The following is a 15461-nucleotide window of genomic DNA, read 5'->3' as shown; positions in this document are numbered from 1 at the left end:
TCCTCGCATATTCGTCTATACTCATGCGCTCCTTTTTTCATAGATTAATATATATGATAGGAGGTGTTTAGCATGAGTGAGTTAAAATACCCCATTACACAACAGTATATTTCGGATAAATGGAATCAACGTCCCGGGGGCTCTCGCATCCCAAGATATGTAGTTGCTCATGATACAGGCAACCCAGGCTCGACAGCCAGACAAAACTTCGCTTACTTTAATTCCAGGCAGTTAAGTGCTTCGGCACACGTCTTTATAGATGATAAAGAAATTCTTGTTATTATTCCCTTAACAGAGAAGGCCTATCACGTCCGGTCTAATGTGTCTGATGCAAATGATTGGGCTATAGGGGTAGAGCTTTGCTATGGAGGAGCAATTAACTTTCAGGAAGCGTACAAACGATACGTTTGGTTTTTAGCTTATTTATGTCAATTTTACAATTGGAATCCAATGCTTCAAATTAAAGGGCATTACCAGTTAGACCCAGCGAGAAGAAAGGATCCTGTCAGTGCATTGGTGCCTAACGGAAAAACGTGGGAAGTGCTCCTGAAAGATGTTAATAATGAGTTGAAAGGAGTTTCCGTCTCTCCAACTCCTGTTATTATTCATCAAATGGGTGATCAGGGAGAGCCTATAGTCAAATTACAACAGGATTTAAAAGAATTAGGTTTTTACAATGATGCGATTGATGGAATATTTGGTCCCAAAACAAAGGATGCGGTTTTTAACTTTGAACAATCGGTAAACCTACCCGCGGATGGCATCTTTGGCTCAAAAGCGGCAGGAGCTTTGCAAGCAGCCCTTGAGAAAAAGAGAGCGGATGGTATATTACGTCGCGGTGGTCGAGGGAAAGAAGTCGAGCTTCTGCAACATGACCTCGTTGCTTTAGGATATGATACGGGCGGAATCGATGGGATATTCGGTCCAGCAACTGAAAATGCAGTTCGCCAGTTTCAGCAAAAGCAGAAAATCACGATCGATGGTGTGGTTGGGCCAGCAACTAGAAAGGCGCTTGATCAGGCGGTTACAGATAAAGCCAAGGAAAACCCAGCTCCAGTTCCTGATGTTCCAGGTCCGGTTCCGGCTTATCAGTATCGTGTCCAAATCGGAGTCTTCAGGGATAGACAAAACGCAGAAAATCTTTGGGTACGTGCCAGACAAGCAGGATTTGATGCAGCTATTATCGCTGAGCCGATTGCTGCCGTTCCAACAGTACAAGACTTATCAATTGTAGGTTCCTCTGTATTATCAGCCGACCAATTGGACCAATTCGTAAAAAGAGTCAACCCTGATGCCCCGTTATTAGGAAAATATTATATCGATTTCGGAAAACTCTATGGCATCAGAGGAGATGTTGCATTTGCCCAAGCCCTTCTTGAAACGGATTACCTGCATTTTACCGGCATCGTCAAAAGAAGCCAGAATAATTTTGCCGGATTAGGAGCAACTGATCCTAATAACACAGGTGCAAGTTTTAAAACTGAGAGAGAGGGCGTACTTGCCCATTTGCAGCATTTGTTCGCATATGCCACGAACATTAATTTACCTCCAGGTGAACCTCTGATCGATCCTCGATTCAAATTCGTTAAACGCGGAAGCGCCAAAACATGGGAAGCGCTCAACGGGAAGTGGGCAGTTCCAGGAAATGATTATGGAGAAACGATTCTAAGAATATACGATGATATGAAAAAGAGAGCGGGAATTTAGTTGCTTTTTTGGTGGCTGGATTCCTGCTCTAAACATATTCAGCGACGGCATCTTCGGCAGTAATAATTTCCTGCGTCTCTTCACTTTGATTTTGGACGTAACCTCTTTTACTATATAAGATCCATTTATCATCAAAACAGATTTCAAAATGTGTAAATAAAGTTTTTTAAGCACCTAAAACAAAAGTAGGGGCTACTTTGGTAAGTATAATGGACTTTTGGCTGAAGGGTGATTTTCTGGGAAGGAATCAATAGGTTATTAGCCTATAGCAATAAGATAAAAAGAACATACAGTATGGATATAGAGAGAATGGCTGGAAATAGGGATGAACAAGCATCTTTATATTTTGAATATTTTTCAAACCTAATCCTCCATCATTCGGTGATATTGAAGAAAGAACTATTTATAGTACCAGTGTCTAAATAATGAACAAATGTAATGTATACCATCACTTTCGATAGCCTCTGCCAAAACGGAGAAAACCTCCCTACCAGCCTATTGATGATTTCTTAGTATTTAAACGAGTTTTTGTAGCTGTTTTTAAGTAAATCTATCGGCCTTTGTCTAGTTAAACTATTAAAAGTACTAGAAGAACAGCCTCTTTTTAGTTGAATAACATAGAGAGGAGTAGGGTTTATAGTGAAGGAGCCCCTTTTTTTACAACCGGTATTTCAAGAACGCATTTGGGGTGGGGCAAAATTAAGAGAGAAATATAATTATGAAATTCCATCTGATTTAACAGGTGAATGCTGGGCAATTTCTGCCCATCCTAATGGACAGAGTATTATCCGCTCTGGAGAGTATAAAGGATTAACACTTGAAGAGCTGTGGGACAATTACCGAGAGTTATTCGGAAACTATGACAGTGAACGATTTCCTTTGTTAACAAAAATTTTAGATGCAAATGATGATTTATCGGTTCAAGTTCATCCGGATGATGATTATGCCAGTAAATATGAAAATGGTGAATTGGGTAAATCAGAATGCTGGTATGTCATTGATTGTGAGAAAAATGCTGAAATCATTATCGGCCATCATGCACAAACGAAAGAAAGCTTCATTGAAAAGATTAATAATGGACAATGGAATCAGCTGTTGCGCCGTATAAAAATTAAACCGGGAGATTTTTTTTATATTCCGAGTGGAACCCTTCATGCAATCTGTAAAGGAACACTTATATTGGAAACACAACAAAGTTCTGACACCACATATCGTGTTTATGATTACAATCGCTTCGATCAAAATGGAAACTTGCGCGAGCTGCATTTAGAAAAAGCAAGCGATGTTACAACGGTACCTTATAAAGAAAATAATATTAAACCGATTATTCGTAAAATGGGCAAATCGACAATGACAACCTTTGTGGAAGAAAAATATTTTACTGTCTGCAAATGGGACGTTCACAATCAGTTAGAAATGAAACAACATCAATATTTCATGCTTGTGAGTGTAATCGAGGGTGAAGGAATTCTAAGAACAGAACAACAACAATACACCATTCATAAAGGCGATCATTTTATTTTACCGTATAATATAGATTGCTTTTCTGTCGTAGGAGATGTTCAGATTATCGCTTCACATCCATCGTTAAGCAAAAGGGAACAAATGGGCGAATGACATAGAAAACGAAGGCGAACAATTATGAAGTCTGGTGCAAAACCATGGAATGGTAGCAGCAAGATATATTATTTCTTCACAAATAATATATGAGAGGGAGCACACGCAGGCGCGTACCAAAGGGGTGCGCTTTTTTTCGTGAAAAAACACTTCTCTAATTTCTTTATTATTAGGTCAAACGCCTAATTTAAGAAAAAGTAGTCATTGCACCATACGATATTCTGTGCAAATGCATATTATATAAGGATTATTTAGGACAGAAACAGCATGAGTCTACAAAATAAGAAAGAATATCGAGGTGTTTGACATTGAAAGTCGTAATTATGGCAGGGGGGCAGGGGACCCGTTTTTGGCCTTGGAGTGTAAAAGATAAACCAAAACAGTTTTTGTCTTTAATGTCTGAAGAAACGATGCTGCAGCAAACCTATAACCGGTTTCTTAAATGGCTTCCGCCCGAAAAAATATTCATTGTAACATCAGAAGATTATGTTTCTCTAGTCAAAGAACAGATACATTCTATCAATGACAATCAAATCATAATAGAACCTTTGCAAAGAGATACAGGGCCTTGTATTGCATTAACAGCTTTACATTTTTTAAGAAATGATGATGATGAAGTTTTTGCAGCTGTCCCCGCAGATCATTATATTCCTGAGGATGCTTCTCTTCCCGAAATATTTGGGCTGGCAGAGAAGACAGCTGAGACAGATCTTGCCATTGTGACACTGGGGATTAAACCAACCCGGCCGGAAACGGGGTACGGTTATATACAAGCTGATATGAATGGGAAACAAAACCATCGAGTGCTGCCGGTAAAAGCTTTTATCGAAAAGCCGTGTAAGGAAAAGGCTGAAAAACTATTCAAAAATGACCATGTATTTTGGAATAGCGGCATTTTTATATGGAAACCATCAACGATTGCTTATTATATGGAAAAATTTCAGCCCGAAATATGGGAACCGTTAAAAAGGTATGGAACAGTCTCGATGTATCAATACTCACTTCTTCCTAAAATCTCGGTGGATTATGCCATATTAGAAAAAGCTGAGAACATCTACACAATCCCCGTTAATCTTGAATGGGATGATGTAGGAACCTGGGGTGCATGGGACCGCCTCCATGAAAAAACAGACGAAGATAATCTTCTTCAAGGGGATATCCATCTGTTGTCTACCAAAAATTGCATTATTAAATCCGAAAATCGAAAAGCAGTGGTAATCGGAGTGGAAGATTTAATCATTGCCTCCACTGAAGAAGGGCTGCTAGTCTGTCATAAATCACAAGAACACAAAATTAAACAAATTCTTAAGGATATTTCAAATAAAGAGGAGTGAACATCTTCCAATTTATTGTTTGAGAATTCTGCTGAAGGTGGAGACAAAATGGAAAGTCATATCCTGGGAGAAGTATTATGAGGATAGGAATAAATTTAGTCCAGATGTGGCCCGGTAAAATCGGGGGAATGGAACAATATCTTAGAAGTTTGATTGAATATGCTTCAAGGTTTAGTCATTACGAAATTTATCTCTTTTTAAATGAATATAGTTATAACGAGTTTCAGCTCAATAATAAATATGTAAAAAAGATTCTTATGAACCTAAAAGAAAATCGAATAAGTATAGATACACAATTCCATAACTGGATTAGTAAATTAAACATTCGTTTATGGTTCTGTCCTTTATTTACACTAATGCCTAAAAACGTAAATATTCCATCTGTTGTGCTAATCCCCGATATTCAACATGAATTCTTTCCCCAATTTTTTAGTCCTGAAGATTTGCAGTGGAGAAAAAGCAATATAAGACATGCAGCAAAAGCAGCTGCTGTTATCCTCACTATCTCTAACTTCTCAAGGAACACGATAATAGAGAAATATAAAATACGTGAAGATAAAGTAGTTGCAATATATGGAGATGCACCGAAAGAATTTAGGTCAAATAATACTGAAACAGTAAAAGCGGAAGTCATAAAAAAATATCATTTGCCAAGGGAGTACGGTTTGTATCCAGCAAATACATGGCCTCATAAAAATCACCTGAATTTGCTTAAAACACTTGTGATGTTAAGGGATCAATACAATGTAAAAATAAACTTGGTTTTTACGGGGTATAAGCAGGCACACACAAAGAATTATGAGGAGATTCAACGATTTCTATTGGAAAAAGGGGTAAGCAGTCAGGTGAAATTTTTAGGGTATGTCCAGCAAGAGGAGATGCCATATCTTTATTTGAACTCAAAATTCCTCGTATACCCTTCACTTTTCGAAGGGTTTGGAATTCCGTTGGTCGAAGCAATGAGAACAAATACCCCAATTATATGCTCGAATGCCGCCAGTATTCCCGAAGTTGTGGGGGATAGTGCGTTAATCTTTAACCCTCATGATCCTAAAGATATCGCCATAAAGATGTTAGAGGTTTTAAAACCTGAAACAAGCCAAACTTTAATAACAAAAGGAAAAGAACAAGCCAAAAAATTTTCATGGAAAAAAAGTGCGAAAGAAACGTTAGAAGTATTTCGCCAGTTAATCGAAAACAAGTAGTAGAGTCTGTAATTAAGTAGTTATTTCTAAAGCTTAAGATGATAGTTTATTTTTGTACTGCTAGTAAATAGCTGAACAAACAGTCGGTGCCAGAGTTGGGTGAATAGTTTTATTTTACAGCGCTTATTACAATTTTATTAATCTAAGAATACAATCATAGGAATAATGTTCTGTCTTATAATCTTGCTAAAGAGTTTGTATGTTCTTGAAAAAACCGCTAACTAAAAGCGTTAGCGGTTGTAGAATAGGAGAGGATTCTTATAACCTTTCGCGATTTTCAATATACCAGTTTATCGTTTTCCTCAAGCCGGTAATGAAATCTGTTGCTGCTTTAAATCCAAATCTCTGTTCTGCCAGCCGAGTATCCAGTTTTCTCCGCGGCTGGCCATCAGGCTTACTTTCATCCCAAACAATTTTCCCTTTAAAACCAGTCAATTGTTTAATGATTTGGGCTAATTCCTTAATCGTTATTTCATAACCAGATCCAATGTTGACAGGAGAAGAATTATTATATTTCTCTGTTGCGAGAATAATTCCTTCGGCAGCATCCTCAACATAAATAAATTCTCTCGTTGCATTGCCAGTTCCCCATAAGGTGATAATTGTATCTCCTTTATCTTTTGCTTCAATGCACTTTCTAATAATGGCTGGAATAACATGGGAGGTTTCTAAGTCAAAGTTATCACCCGGACCGTACAAATTAACAGGCAACAAAAAGATGGAATTAAACCCATATTGTTGACGGTAGGCTTGCGATTGAACGAGCATCATCTTTTTGGCCAGACCGTATGGGGCGTTTGTTTCCTCCGGATATCCATCCCAAAGATCACTTTCTTTAAATGGCACGGGGGCAAACTTTGGGTAAGAACAAACCGTACCAATAGCTACAAACTTTTCAACTCCTAATAAACGGGTTTGTTCTATTAATTGCGCTCCCATCATTAAATTATCATAAAAAAAGGTGCCCGGATTTTGCTTGTTCGCGCCAATCCCGCCAACGACCGCAGCTAAATGAATAACAATGTCAGGTTTGTACTCTTCTAACATTTTGACTATATTTCTTTCCTTCCTAAGATCATACTCTTTACTTCTTGGGACAAAAATATCGTGGCAGCCGCGTGCTTTCAAATTATTCACAACATGCTTCCCCAAAAAACCTGAACCTCCTGTGACAACAATTCGTTTTTCTAATAAGTTCATAACTTCTCTCCTCATTCTAAATTAGGTGACTCGTTAAAATTCTGATTGATCCATTTTCGAACATATATCGTCCCTTTTTCAAATCCCTTAAAAAATTCGTATTCCTCTTCCGACAGAGGAACAATATCCGTTACTTTATAAATCTGTCTCTCCATATCACTACTAAAGCTTGTATTACAGACTAATTCAACATTATTGATAGACTGATGTGAGTACACAGGAAGCTGCAGTATAAAAGGTCCTTTATCGATGTGTGTTCGGTGAATCAAACGACCGTTTAAAAAACAGCTGCAAGATAACCTCTGAAAGTTTTCCTGAGTTCCTTTTACAAGTAATGTATGCAGCGGCTTTTTTTGATGAGTTCGTATAGAGGCATGAAGGCGGTGAGGTGCCCACGAATCCCTGGACAGATTGGTTTTTTTGATCTTGGGACTGTTTTCAAAGATAGAGGAGGATTTAAACAAAGTTAAGTACCAAAATGCTCCCTTATTCCGATAATTTTTTAAAAAGAGATTAAGCCAGGAAGGGGAAACCGTACCAAAATGTTTCTTACTTGTTTTAATGATTTCTGGAAATCCAACATCGACAAATTTTGATCCTGTCTTGCTTTCACGATACAATCTTGCATTAGCAAGATAATGATTTTTTATGATTCCCATTTCATACCCATTTTTGGCGATTCGAATCCATAAATCGTAATCCATGCAAAAATCTAATGTCTCATCTATCCCGCCAAGTTGATCCAATACTTTTTTGCGAAGGAATACAGCAGGCTGACAAATGGGACAACTGGAAAACAGCTTTTTTAAACGGACAGGTTTTGCTACATATGGTGTCATCATCTCATTGTTTTCATTTGTAATATATGCATTACCGTATGCCATTGACCAATTTGAATGTGTATTAAAAGCTTTAACAGCATGACTTACCGCCCTGGGCAAATAAGTATCATCAGAATTAAGCCATCCGATAATCTCACCCTTTGCCATTCTTAAACCTTTATTGATGGCATGGGATTGCCCGTTATCAGGTTCAGATACAAAGCGAAATCGTGAGTCCCGCTTGCTGTATTCCTGCAAAATCTGTAAGGTTTCATCCGTCGAACCCCCATCTACTACAATATGTTCTAAATTCGCGTAATCCTGTGTCAATACGCTTTCAATCGTTTCTCGAATAAATCTTCCCTGGTTAAAAGATGGGGTAATAACACTAACTAAAGGCAAGGTTTGATTAACCATTATATAGCCTCCTTATGGTGCAGAAAAATAAGCTTATAAAAACACAAAAGGCTGAAAGGGGATAAGTAAAAGTATATAATGCCGAACGTTAGACACTAATTATACGAAGATCTCATATTCATATATATGTATGTAACTAACGATCATAAAATCCCAAATAACGGTCATTTAACCTTCCTTTAGTATATTAGTTAAAAGGGGATAGGGGCAGTATGTGGGAAGATTCGTTAGGTTATTGAAAAAAGGATGCTTTATAATGATATCCTGATTCATAACCAAATTCAGTGTAGGTTTGTACTTTCATTAAAAGATGGTTCAATCTATTTGTCATCTGTTTTATTTCAGACTGTCATGTATAACCATACAATAGTTGTCCTAGGCATTGTCGAAATGGTGCAACTTTTGTAGGCAAGGGGTGTGAAGACTTGTGTTAACAGTAGGATTGGACTTGCGGGTTCTTAACAATAAATATCGGACTGGAGTAGGGAGATATGCATATAAGTTAACTCAGGAATTATTAAAATATACGTCTGAAAAATATATACCAATCACGAATTTTAAAGATGAAAACATAAGATATAATGGTCGTTTAAAATCAGATATCTTTAACCTTTCTCGAAGTAATATAGAACAAGGGAACAAACTCCTATCCTTAATAGGGGATGCTGAAAACATAGATGTTTTATTTTCACCTTATTACCCCATTCCTCAAAGCAGAAATTTTAAAGGGGTTATTTGTATTAACGATTTAATCCCGTTAAAATACCCTGAATTTTTTAATGATTATAATGTACATTCGTTTTTTAACACAAAAATTAGAAAAGTTGCCCGGAATGTTGATCATATTATTACGCCGTCAAATTCTACTAAAAATGATATTTTAAATTATTTTAGAAATATAAATGAAAATAAAATATCCGTTATACCCTTAGCCTCTTTTTTATCTAAAGAAGTTAATTACAAGGATGAATCGAAAATACTTAACAAATTTAAAGTAAATAAGCCTTATATGTTATCGGTTTGCACGATTGAACCAAGAAAAAATTTAGCAAGAACAATTAAAGCGTATCAAGCTTTTAGAAAAAAATATAAGGAACCAATACAATTAGTTCTTGTAGGCAGTTTGGGATGGAAATATAGTGACATATTAGACCAAATAAATAACTGTGAATTTAAAGAAGATGTTATTATGACAGGCTTTATAAGTGATAAAGAAGTAGTCGTGTTATATCAAAATGCCGAATTGTTTGTATACGCATCTATATATGAAGGTTTTGGATTACCGGTCATTGAAGCAATGAGCTGTGGAGTACCTGTTGTGACTTCAAATGTATCATCTTTACCGGAAGTGGGTGGAGACAGCGTTGTATATTGTAATCCATTAGAAGTTGAATCGATCGCTTTGGCAATTGAAAAAATTCTCTTTTCCCCATCACTTAAGAAAGAGTTACAAATGAAAGGATTTAGGAGAGCAAAAACATTTTCTTGGGAAAACACCGCAAGAAAAACTAGAGAGGTGTTTATTAATCTATGATTATGTACGTCAGGGAGTCTACAGGGGTAATCAAGAAAAAGCATAAATAATATCATCAAAAACAGGGCATTTATCCTGTCATTTTTTTCATATGTGCATATTATATGCTGTGTCTAAAGAAATAAACGGAGATGGTCATATGAAAAAAGCATTGATTACCGGTATAACAGGGCAGGATGGATCTTATTTAGCAGAATTATTATTAAGCAAAGGTTACAAAGTGTACGGACTTAAAAGAAGAACTGCTACCCCTAACTTTGAAAATATCAAACATTTACTGGATCAAATCGAGCTAGTACCTGGTGATCTATTAGATTTGTCCTCATTAATCAACGCCGTAAAAATCTCAGAACCAGATGAAGTTTATAATCTTGCTGCTCAATCATTTGTCGGTGATTCATGGGCACAATCGATTTATACAGGTCAAGCGACAGCATTAGGTGTTGCCAATATGTTGGAAGCTGTTCGATTAGTAAAACCATCCGCTCGTTTTTACCAAGCTTCAAGCAGTGAAATGTTTGGAAGAGTGATGGAAACCCCTCAAACAGAAAAAACACCTTTTTACCCACGCAGTCCATATGGTGTTGCTAAAGTATATGGTCATTGGATTACGGTCAACTATCGCGAGAGTTATGAAATGTTTACTTGCTCAGGAATACTATTCAACCATGAGTCACCAAGGAGAGGTTTAGAGTTTGTAACACGCAAAATAACGGATGCCGTAGCTAAAATAAAACTTGGATTACAGCATGAACTGCGTTTAGGAAATTTAGATGCAAAACGTGACTGGGGATTCGCAGGTGATTATGTAAAAGCAATGTGGCTCATGTTACAGCAAGAAAATCCAGATGATTATGTAATTGCAACAGGTGAAACACATACAGTAAAGGAATTTGTTGAAATTGCATTTCAACATGTAGGGCTTGACTGGCAAAATTATGTGATTCAAGATGAAAAATTTATGCGCCCTGCAGAAGTTGATTTATTGCTAGGTAGCCCTAGAAAAGCGAAAGATAAATTAGGATGGGAACCAGAGGTTTCGTTTGAACAATTAGTGAAAACGATGGTAGATCATGATTTAGAAAAAAATCGTGTGATACCATGAGAGCGTTAGTAACAGGGGTTACAGGTTTTGTCGGTCATTATTTAAAAGAACAATTAATCATTGAAGGTGTAGAGGTTTTTGGAACTTCACGAAAAGAGAATCCATGTAAGGGAACTTATCAACTAGATTTACTAGACAAGGATAAAATTATTAATTTATTAAAAGAAGTAAACCCTACCCATATATTTCATCTGGCAGGAATGAGCAATGTAAGGGATTCATGGTCGCATGTTTCAAAAACCATTGAGGTCAATACCATTGGGACTGTCAATTTACTGGAGGCAATTAACAAAATTGACAATGGCATAAGAGTGATTACGATTGGTTCTTCAGAAGAGTATGGGAAGGTCAATGATATAACCAAAAAAATATCTGAGGAAACCTTCATAAATCCCACAAGTCCTTACGGTTTGAGCAAGGCAGCCGTAAGTATGTTGGTAAAGCAGTATCACAAAGGGTATGGCTTAGATGTTATTCATATAAGGCCCTTTACTCATATTGGCCCGGGGCAAAAACTAGGTTTTGTTACATCCGATTTTGCTTATCAAATCGCCTTAATTAATAAAGGGAAAACAAACAATCATGATATGAAAGTTGGAAATCTGGAAGCGATTAGAGATTTTACAGATGTAAGGGATATTGTTAAAGCGTATTCCTTGATTGCTTTAAATGGCAAGGCGGGAGAAGTTTATAATGTTTGCTCGGGAGAAGGTACAAAAATCCAAGAAATACTCGATATGCTGCTCTCTTTTTCAGATAAAGAAATAAACATAGAAACTGATCCGGAAAGAATGAGACCGTCTGAAGTTCCGTATTTTGTAGGTGATTATTCAAAGTTAGAGCAATTAACCAATTGGAAACCTATTTTATCCCTTAATCAGTCTTTAGAAGATATATATCATTCTTGGTTAACAACCTTGTAACCATTATCAAAATTATTTTTATTAGCTACGACGAATAAACAATGTCATCTCCTATCCAGGGAACTCTTAATAATCAAATGAAACAGTGATTCAAAAAGCTACTAATCGTTACTGCAAAAAATGAACGAAGTACCATGCTCACCAAAATAGTCATGTTTGATTACGTGCTAAACAACAGTTTTTTAGGGAGGTAAAAAATGATCAAAATTGCCATGGTGATCCCAAACTGGGGAAAGGAGTGTGGTATTGCAGACTATACAAAACAGCTTATTGAAAATATGAATGAGAGATTAGTAGCAGTTAGTGTAATTTCTCAAATAGATAAATCATTTGTGGAATTTGTAAAAAGTAACAAAGTTGATATTGTACATTTCCAGTATGAATACTCTATGTATGATACCAACTCTTTAAAAAGTGTTATGAATATATTAGTCAATTTAAAAATTCCTATTGTAACAACTTTTCACTCTCTTTCCAATAGAATGAAATTACAACATGATATCATTTCTTTTTACAGCTCAAGTATTATTGTACACTCCGACCATTTTAAGCAACTGTGCATTAATCATGGATTTCCTGAGAAAAAGCTAATTGTTATTCCTATGGGATGCCATCCATTTCCACTAGAAACAACTACTTTAAATGAAAACCTAATTGATATTAAAGGCCGTCCTTGTATCGGTTTCTTTGGATTTCCGTTTCCTAACAAAGGTATATCACCTTTAATTGACGCCATAAATGAACTTAAGGCAAGTTTTCCAGAGATAACGGGTTATTTCTTCGCCCACCTACCTAACTCTATTGACAAACATCACCCAGCTGTAACTTATCAAAAGGAATTAGAAACAAAGATTGCACAATATGCCCATTTGAAATGGTATCAAGAATATCTGCCTGTTTCAACGCTTGTTAAGTTGCTGAATAAAATGGATGTTAATGTGCTCCCTTATACTACGTATCAAGGTAATGGTATATCTTCAGCGGCTAAATTACTTCTTATGGCTGGAAAGCCTATTGTTGTGACAGATTCCATTCACTTTTCAGATTTATCCGATGAAGTGTATAAAATTCCCAGAGCAGATGTTAGGTCAATTGCAAATGGAATTCGAGAGGTTCTATTAAATAAAGGCTTACAAGAGAGACTGTTTGTGAAGACAAACCTTTTTGTGAAAAGAAACAGTTGGAAGAAGATTGCCAACCGTTATTATTCTTACTACAAAAAAATTATGATTCTATACAAAAAGTTATAACAACATGAAACAATAAAATATTTTAGTTTTATGGACAAAGTTACAACAATATTAGTAAAAAATATTTTCAAATTAAATTGACTGGATAGAAAAGGAATGATTCAGATTGAAAATATCGATTATAGGTCCGACTTTCGATGCTTCCGGATATGCTCAGGCATTGCGATCAATTGCTTTTGGACTTCTCGACAAAGGTTTCACTATCCGTATTATTCCCCAGGATTGGAGTCAATTAGGCTGCGATCTGCCTGCTCTCCAGAAAATGCGGCTGCAGAAGCTTTGTGGAAAAGAAGTTTTGTCAGAAGGCCCGATTCTACATTTATGCATTGCTGAGGGCTTTCACCCTATCCCAGGAAGATTCAACATTGGTATGACCATGCTGGAATGTGATCGCATTCCGCAACATTGGGTGAAAAAATGCAATCAAATGGACCAGGTATGGGTTCCGTCAACTTTTAATCGTGCAACATTTATAAGAAGCGGTGTGAAGCAAGATAAAATAAGAGTTGTTCCCATTGGCGTAGATATCGGGCATTTTCATCCAAAAACAGCTGAATTACATGTTCCGGACATTAAGGACCGGTTTGTGTTTCTTTCCAATTTTGAATGGGTTCCACGTAAAGGCTATGATCTTTTACTAAAAGCTTTCTTAGATGAGTTTTCTCAGTCTGATCAAGTTGTTCTAGTAATTAAGAGTTATGATGGCAGTTGTTTTGATCCGACTGGTCAAAAAATTAACGATAGTATAAAGGATATTATTAAGAAAATGGATAAAAAACAACCCCCATTGATTAAGCTTATTCCCTATGGACTAAGCTCACGACAAATGCCTTCTTTTTATTCGCTTGGAAACTGCTATATCATCCCGACACGTGGAGAAGGCTGGAATCTTCCAGCTTTAGAAGCGATGGCAAGTGGCTTACCGGTAATTACAACAAATTGGTCAGCTCATCTTGATTTTGTTAATCATGAGAATGGTTATTTAATTGAAATAGAACGTCTTGAACCAATTCCTAGTTTTGGAATTCCAAATGATAGAATCTATAAGGGTTCCCAGTGGGCTGTACCCTCTTATACCGATATCCGTAAATGGATGCGCTATGTGTATGAACATCCTCATGATGTTGAAAAGAAAGGAAAGATAGCCAGAGAGCATGTTGAACGACATTGGAGTATCGATCATATAATTGAAAAAGTTATTTCAACACTGCGTTATTAGGAGGTGCAGAAAGAGGAGTGAAGAGAACAGTTGGCATGGTAATACCCACTTGGGGAAATGAATGCGGGATAGCGGAGTACACTAAAGATCTAATTTACTCTGTGAATGACGGTTCAGTGAAATTTCGTATATTAAATTCTATTCACGATAATTTTGCCTCAATGGTAGTAAAAAACAAAATTGATATTGTTCATTTTCAGCATGAGTATTCTCTATATCCTATAGACCTTTTAAATAAAGTGATGAGAGATTTAAAATTTTTAAGGATTCCGATTATCACTACTCTGCATACATGGTCTCAAAAATCTGATTTGACGATGCATAATAAAACGATAGCTCGGAAAAGTACGAAAATTATTGTCCATTCTGATAAAATGAAGGAATTATGTATTCAAGGGGGATTCCCTCCTGAAAAGATGATGGTTATTCCTATGGGATGTAGAACCTACCCGCTGCAACCCATGGAAAAAATAAGGGAAGAAAATCATATTGATGGACACCCTGCCATAGGGTTCTTAGGTTTCCCGTTCCCTCATAAAGGAATTGACAGCCTAATTGATGCTCTCAAACAATTAAAAATAACCTTTCCTAATCTAAAAGGTTACTTCCTGTCTCATTACCCCAACTACCTTAATGAACATCATCCATACTATCCTTTTCTCCAGAAATTAAAGTCCGAGTTTTCAAGGAAAAGTCATTTGATATGGATCAAGGATTATCTTCCTGACACGCAGATTGTAAATTTCCTGCATGGAATGGACGTCAATATATTACCTTACAAAAATCACCACCAACAGGGGACATCTGCGGCTGTGAAAATGTTATTAGCAGCAAAGAGACCAATCATAACGACAGATTATTTGTATTTTGCTGACTTAAACGAAGAGGTGTATAAGATAACAGGGGATAATGTAGATGAAATTATCAAAGCTCTCCATAAAACTTTATTGAATAAAGAACTCCAAGAGAGATTGATTAAAAAAGGAAATTCATTTCTTCAAACCAGAAGTTGGGAGGAAATTGGTAAATTGTATGAAGATCTTTATGAACAATTTGTACCGTCATCATACAATAAAATAGGATTTAGAAAGGATTAGTTATTAAGATAAATGTAGGGAATCAACTCTCT

The 15461-nt window shown here is 36.5% G+C and carries 12 protein-coding genes; 10 read left to right on the top strand and 2 right to left on the bottom strand.

Features of this window, described 5'->3' with window-relative positions; translation table 11 throughout:
* Window positions 1–72 precede the first annotated feature (72 nt).
* The 4 genes from BK575_RS17805 to BK575_RS17790 all read left to right on the top strand — a co-directional run bounded on the left by BK575_RS17805 (window position 73) and on the right by BK575_RS17790 (window position 5863).
* Window positions 73–1707, top strand: a complete 1635-nt coding sequence (locus BK575_RS17805; protein ID WP_078412239.1) for a peptidoglycan-binding protein — start codon at window positions 73–75, stop codon at window positions 1705–1707.
* A gap of 636 nt (window positions 1708–2343) precedes the next feature.
* Entirely contained in the window at window positions 2344–3324 is a 981-nt protein-coding gene (gene manA, locus BK575_RS17800) for a mannose-6-phosphate isomerase, class I (protein WP_078412237.1), read from the top strand.
* Between the two features lie 308 nt (window positions 3325–3632).
* On the top strand, window positions 3633–4658 hold the full coding sequence (locus BK575_RS17795; protein WP_078412235.1) for a mannose-1-phosphate guanylyltransferase: 1026 nt from the start codon (window positions 3633–3635) through the stop codon (window positions 4656–4658).
* 77 nt (window positions 4659–4735) lie between these two features.
* A complete protein-coding gene (locus BK575_RS17790; protein ID WP_078412233.1) occupies window positions 4736–5863 on the top strand; it encodes a glycosyltransferase family 4 protein in 1128 nt (375 codons plus the stop codon).
* Between the two features lie 258 nt (window positions 5864–6121).
* Here the strand turns inward: BK575_RS17790 and BK575_RS17785 are convergent, their stop codons facing one another.
* Together BK575_RS17785 and BK575_RS17780 are read right to left on the bottom strand one after the other, a co-directional pair.
* Window positions 6122–7063 (bottom strand): GDP-L-fucose synthase family protein, encoded by a 942-nt coding sequence (locus BK575_RS17785; RefSeq protein WP_078412231.1) that lies wholly within the window; start codon window positions 7061–7063, stop codon window positions 6122–6124.
* A gap of 11 nt (window positions 7064–7074) precedes the next feature.
* On the bottom strand, window positions 7075–8301 hold the full coding sequence (locus BK575_RS17780; RefSeq protein ID WP_078412229.1) for a glycosyltransferase family 2 protein: 1227 nt from the start codon (window positions 8299–8301) through the stop codon (window positions 7075–7077).
* Window positions 8302–8728: 427 nt separating this feature from the next.
* On the opposite strand from BK575_RS17780, the gene BK575_RS17775 reads away from it, so the two are divergent.
* The 6 genes from BK575_RS17775 (at window position 8729) to BK575_RS17750 (ending at window position 15429) form a co-directional block, all read left to right on the top strand.
* The gene (locus tag BK575_RS17775; protein ID WP_078412227.1) at window positions 8729–9835 is read left to right on the top strand and encodes a glycosyltransferase family 4 protein; all 1107 of its coding nucleotides are present in this window, start codon (window positions 8729–8731) and stop codon (window positions 9833–9835) included.
* A gap of 139 nt (window positions 9836–9974) precedes the next feature.
* Window positions 9975–10940, top strand: coding sequence for a GDP-mannose 4,6-dehydratase (gmd, locus tag BK575_RS17770; RefSeq protein ID WP_078412225.1), 966 nt, complete (start codon window positions 9975–9977; stop codon window positions 10938–10940).
* The gene (locus tag BK575_RS17765) at window positions 10937–11863 is read left to right on the top strand and encodes a GDP-mannose 4,6-dehydratase (RefSeq protein WP_078412223.1); all 927 of its coding nucleotides are present in this window, start codon (window positions 10937–10939) and stop codon (window positions 11861–11863) included. The genes gmd and BK575_RS17765 overlap by 4 nt, the downstream gene beginning before the upstream one ends.
* 197 nt (window positions 11864–12060) lie before the next feature.
* Window positions 12061–13113 carry a glycosyltransferase gene (locus tag BK575_RS17760; protein WP_078412221.1) on the top strand — a complete coding sequence of 351 codons (1053 nt, stop codon included), beginning with the start codon at window positions 12061–12063 and terminating at the stop codon, window positions 13111–13113.
* A 106-nt stretch (window positions 13114–13219) separates the two neighbouring features.
* Complete coding sequence (locus BK575_RS17755) at window positions 13220–14332, top strand: glycosyltransferase family 4 protein (protein WP_078412219.1); 1113 nt, start codon at window positions 13220–13222, stop codon at window positions 14330–14332.
* A gap of 17 nt (window positions 14333–14349) precedes the next feature.
* Window positions 14350–15429, top strand: coding sequence for a glycosyltransferase (locus BK575_RS17750; protein WP_078412217.1), 1080 nt, complete (start codon window positions 14350–14352; stop codon window positions 15427–15429).
* Window positions 15430–15461 lie beyond the last annotated feature (32 nt).

Source organism: Priestia abyssalis, from assembly GCF_002019595.1.
Classification (GTDB): Bacteria; Bacillota; Bacilli; order Bacillales; family Bacillaceae_H; genus Bacillus_BA; species Bacillus_BA abyssalis.
This window is presented reverse-complemented; position numbering and strand designations above follow the sequence as displayed.

Excerpts from the sequence above, each read along its gene's own strand:
- BK575_RS17765 (WP_078412223.1), top strand. The coding sequence starts at position 10,937 with ATGAGAGCGTTAGTAACAGGGGTTACAGGTTTTGTCGGTCATTATTTA.
- BK575_RS17805 (WP_078412239.1), top strand. The coding sequence starts at position 73 with ATGAGTGAGTTAAAATACCCCATTACACAACAGTATATTTCGGATAAA.
- BK575_RS17790 (WP_078412233.1), top strand. The coding sequence starts at position 4,736 with ATGAGGATAGGAATAAATTTAGTCCAGATGTGGCCCGGTAAAATCGGG.
- BK575_RS17780 (WP_078412229.1), bottom strand. The coding sequence starts at position 8,301 with ATGGTTAATCAAACCTTGCCTTTAGTTAGTGTTATTACCCCATCTTTT.
- gmd (WP_078412225.1), top strand. The coding sequence starts at position 9,975 with ATGAAAAAAGCATTGATTACCGGTATAACAGGGCAGGATGGATCTTAT.
- BK575_RS17785 (WP_078412231.1), bottom strand. The coding sequence starts at position 7,063 with ATGAACTTATTAGAAAAACGAATTGTTGTCACAGGAGGTTCAGGTTTT.
- BK575_RS17760 (WP_078412221.1), top strand. The coding sequence starts at position 12,061 with ATGATCAAAATTGCCATGGTGATCCCAAACTGGGGAAAGGAGTGTGGT.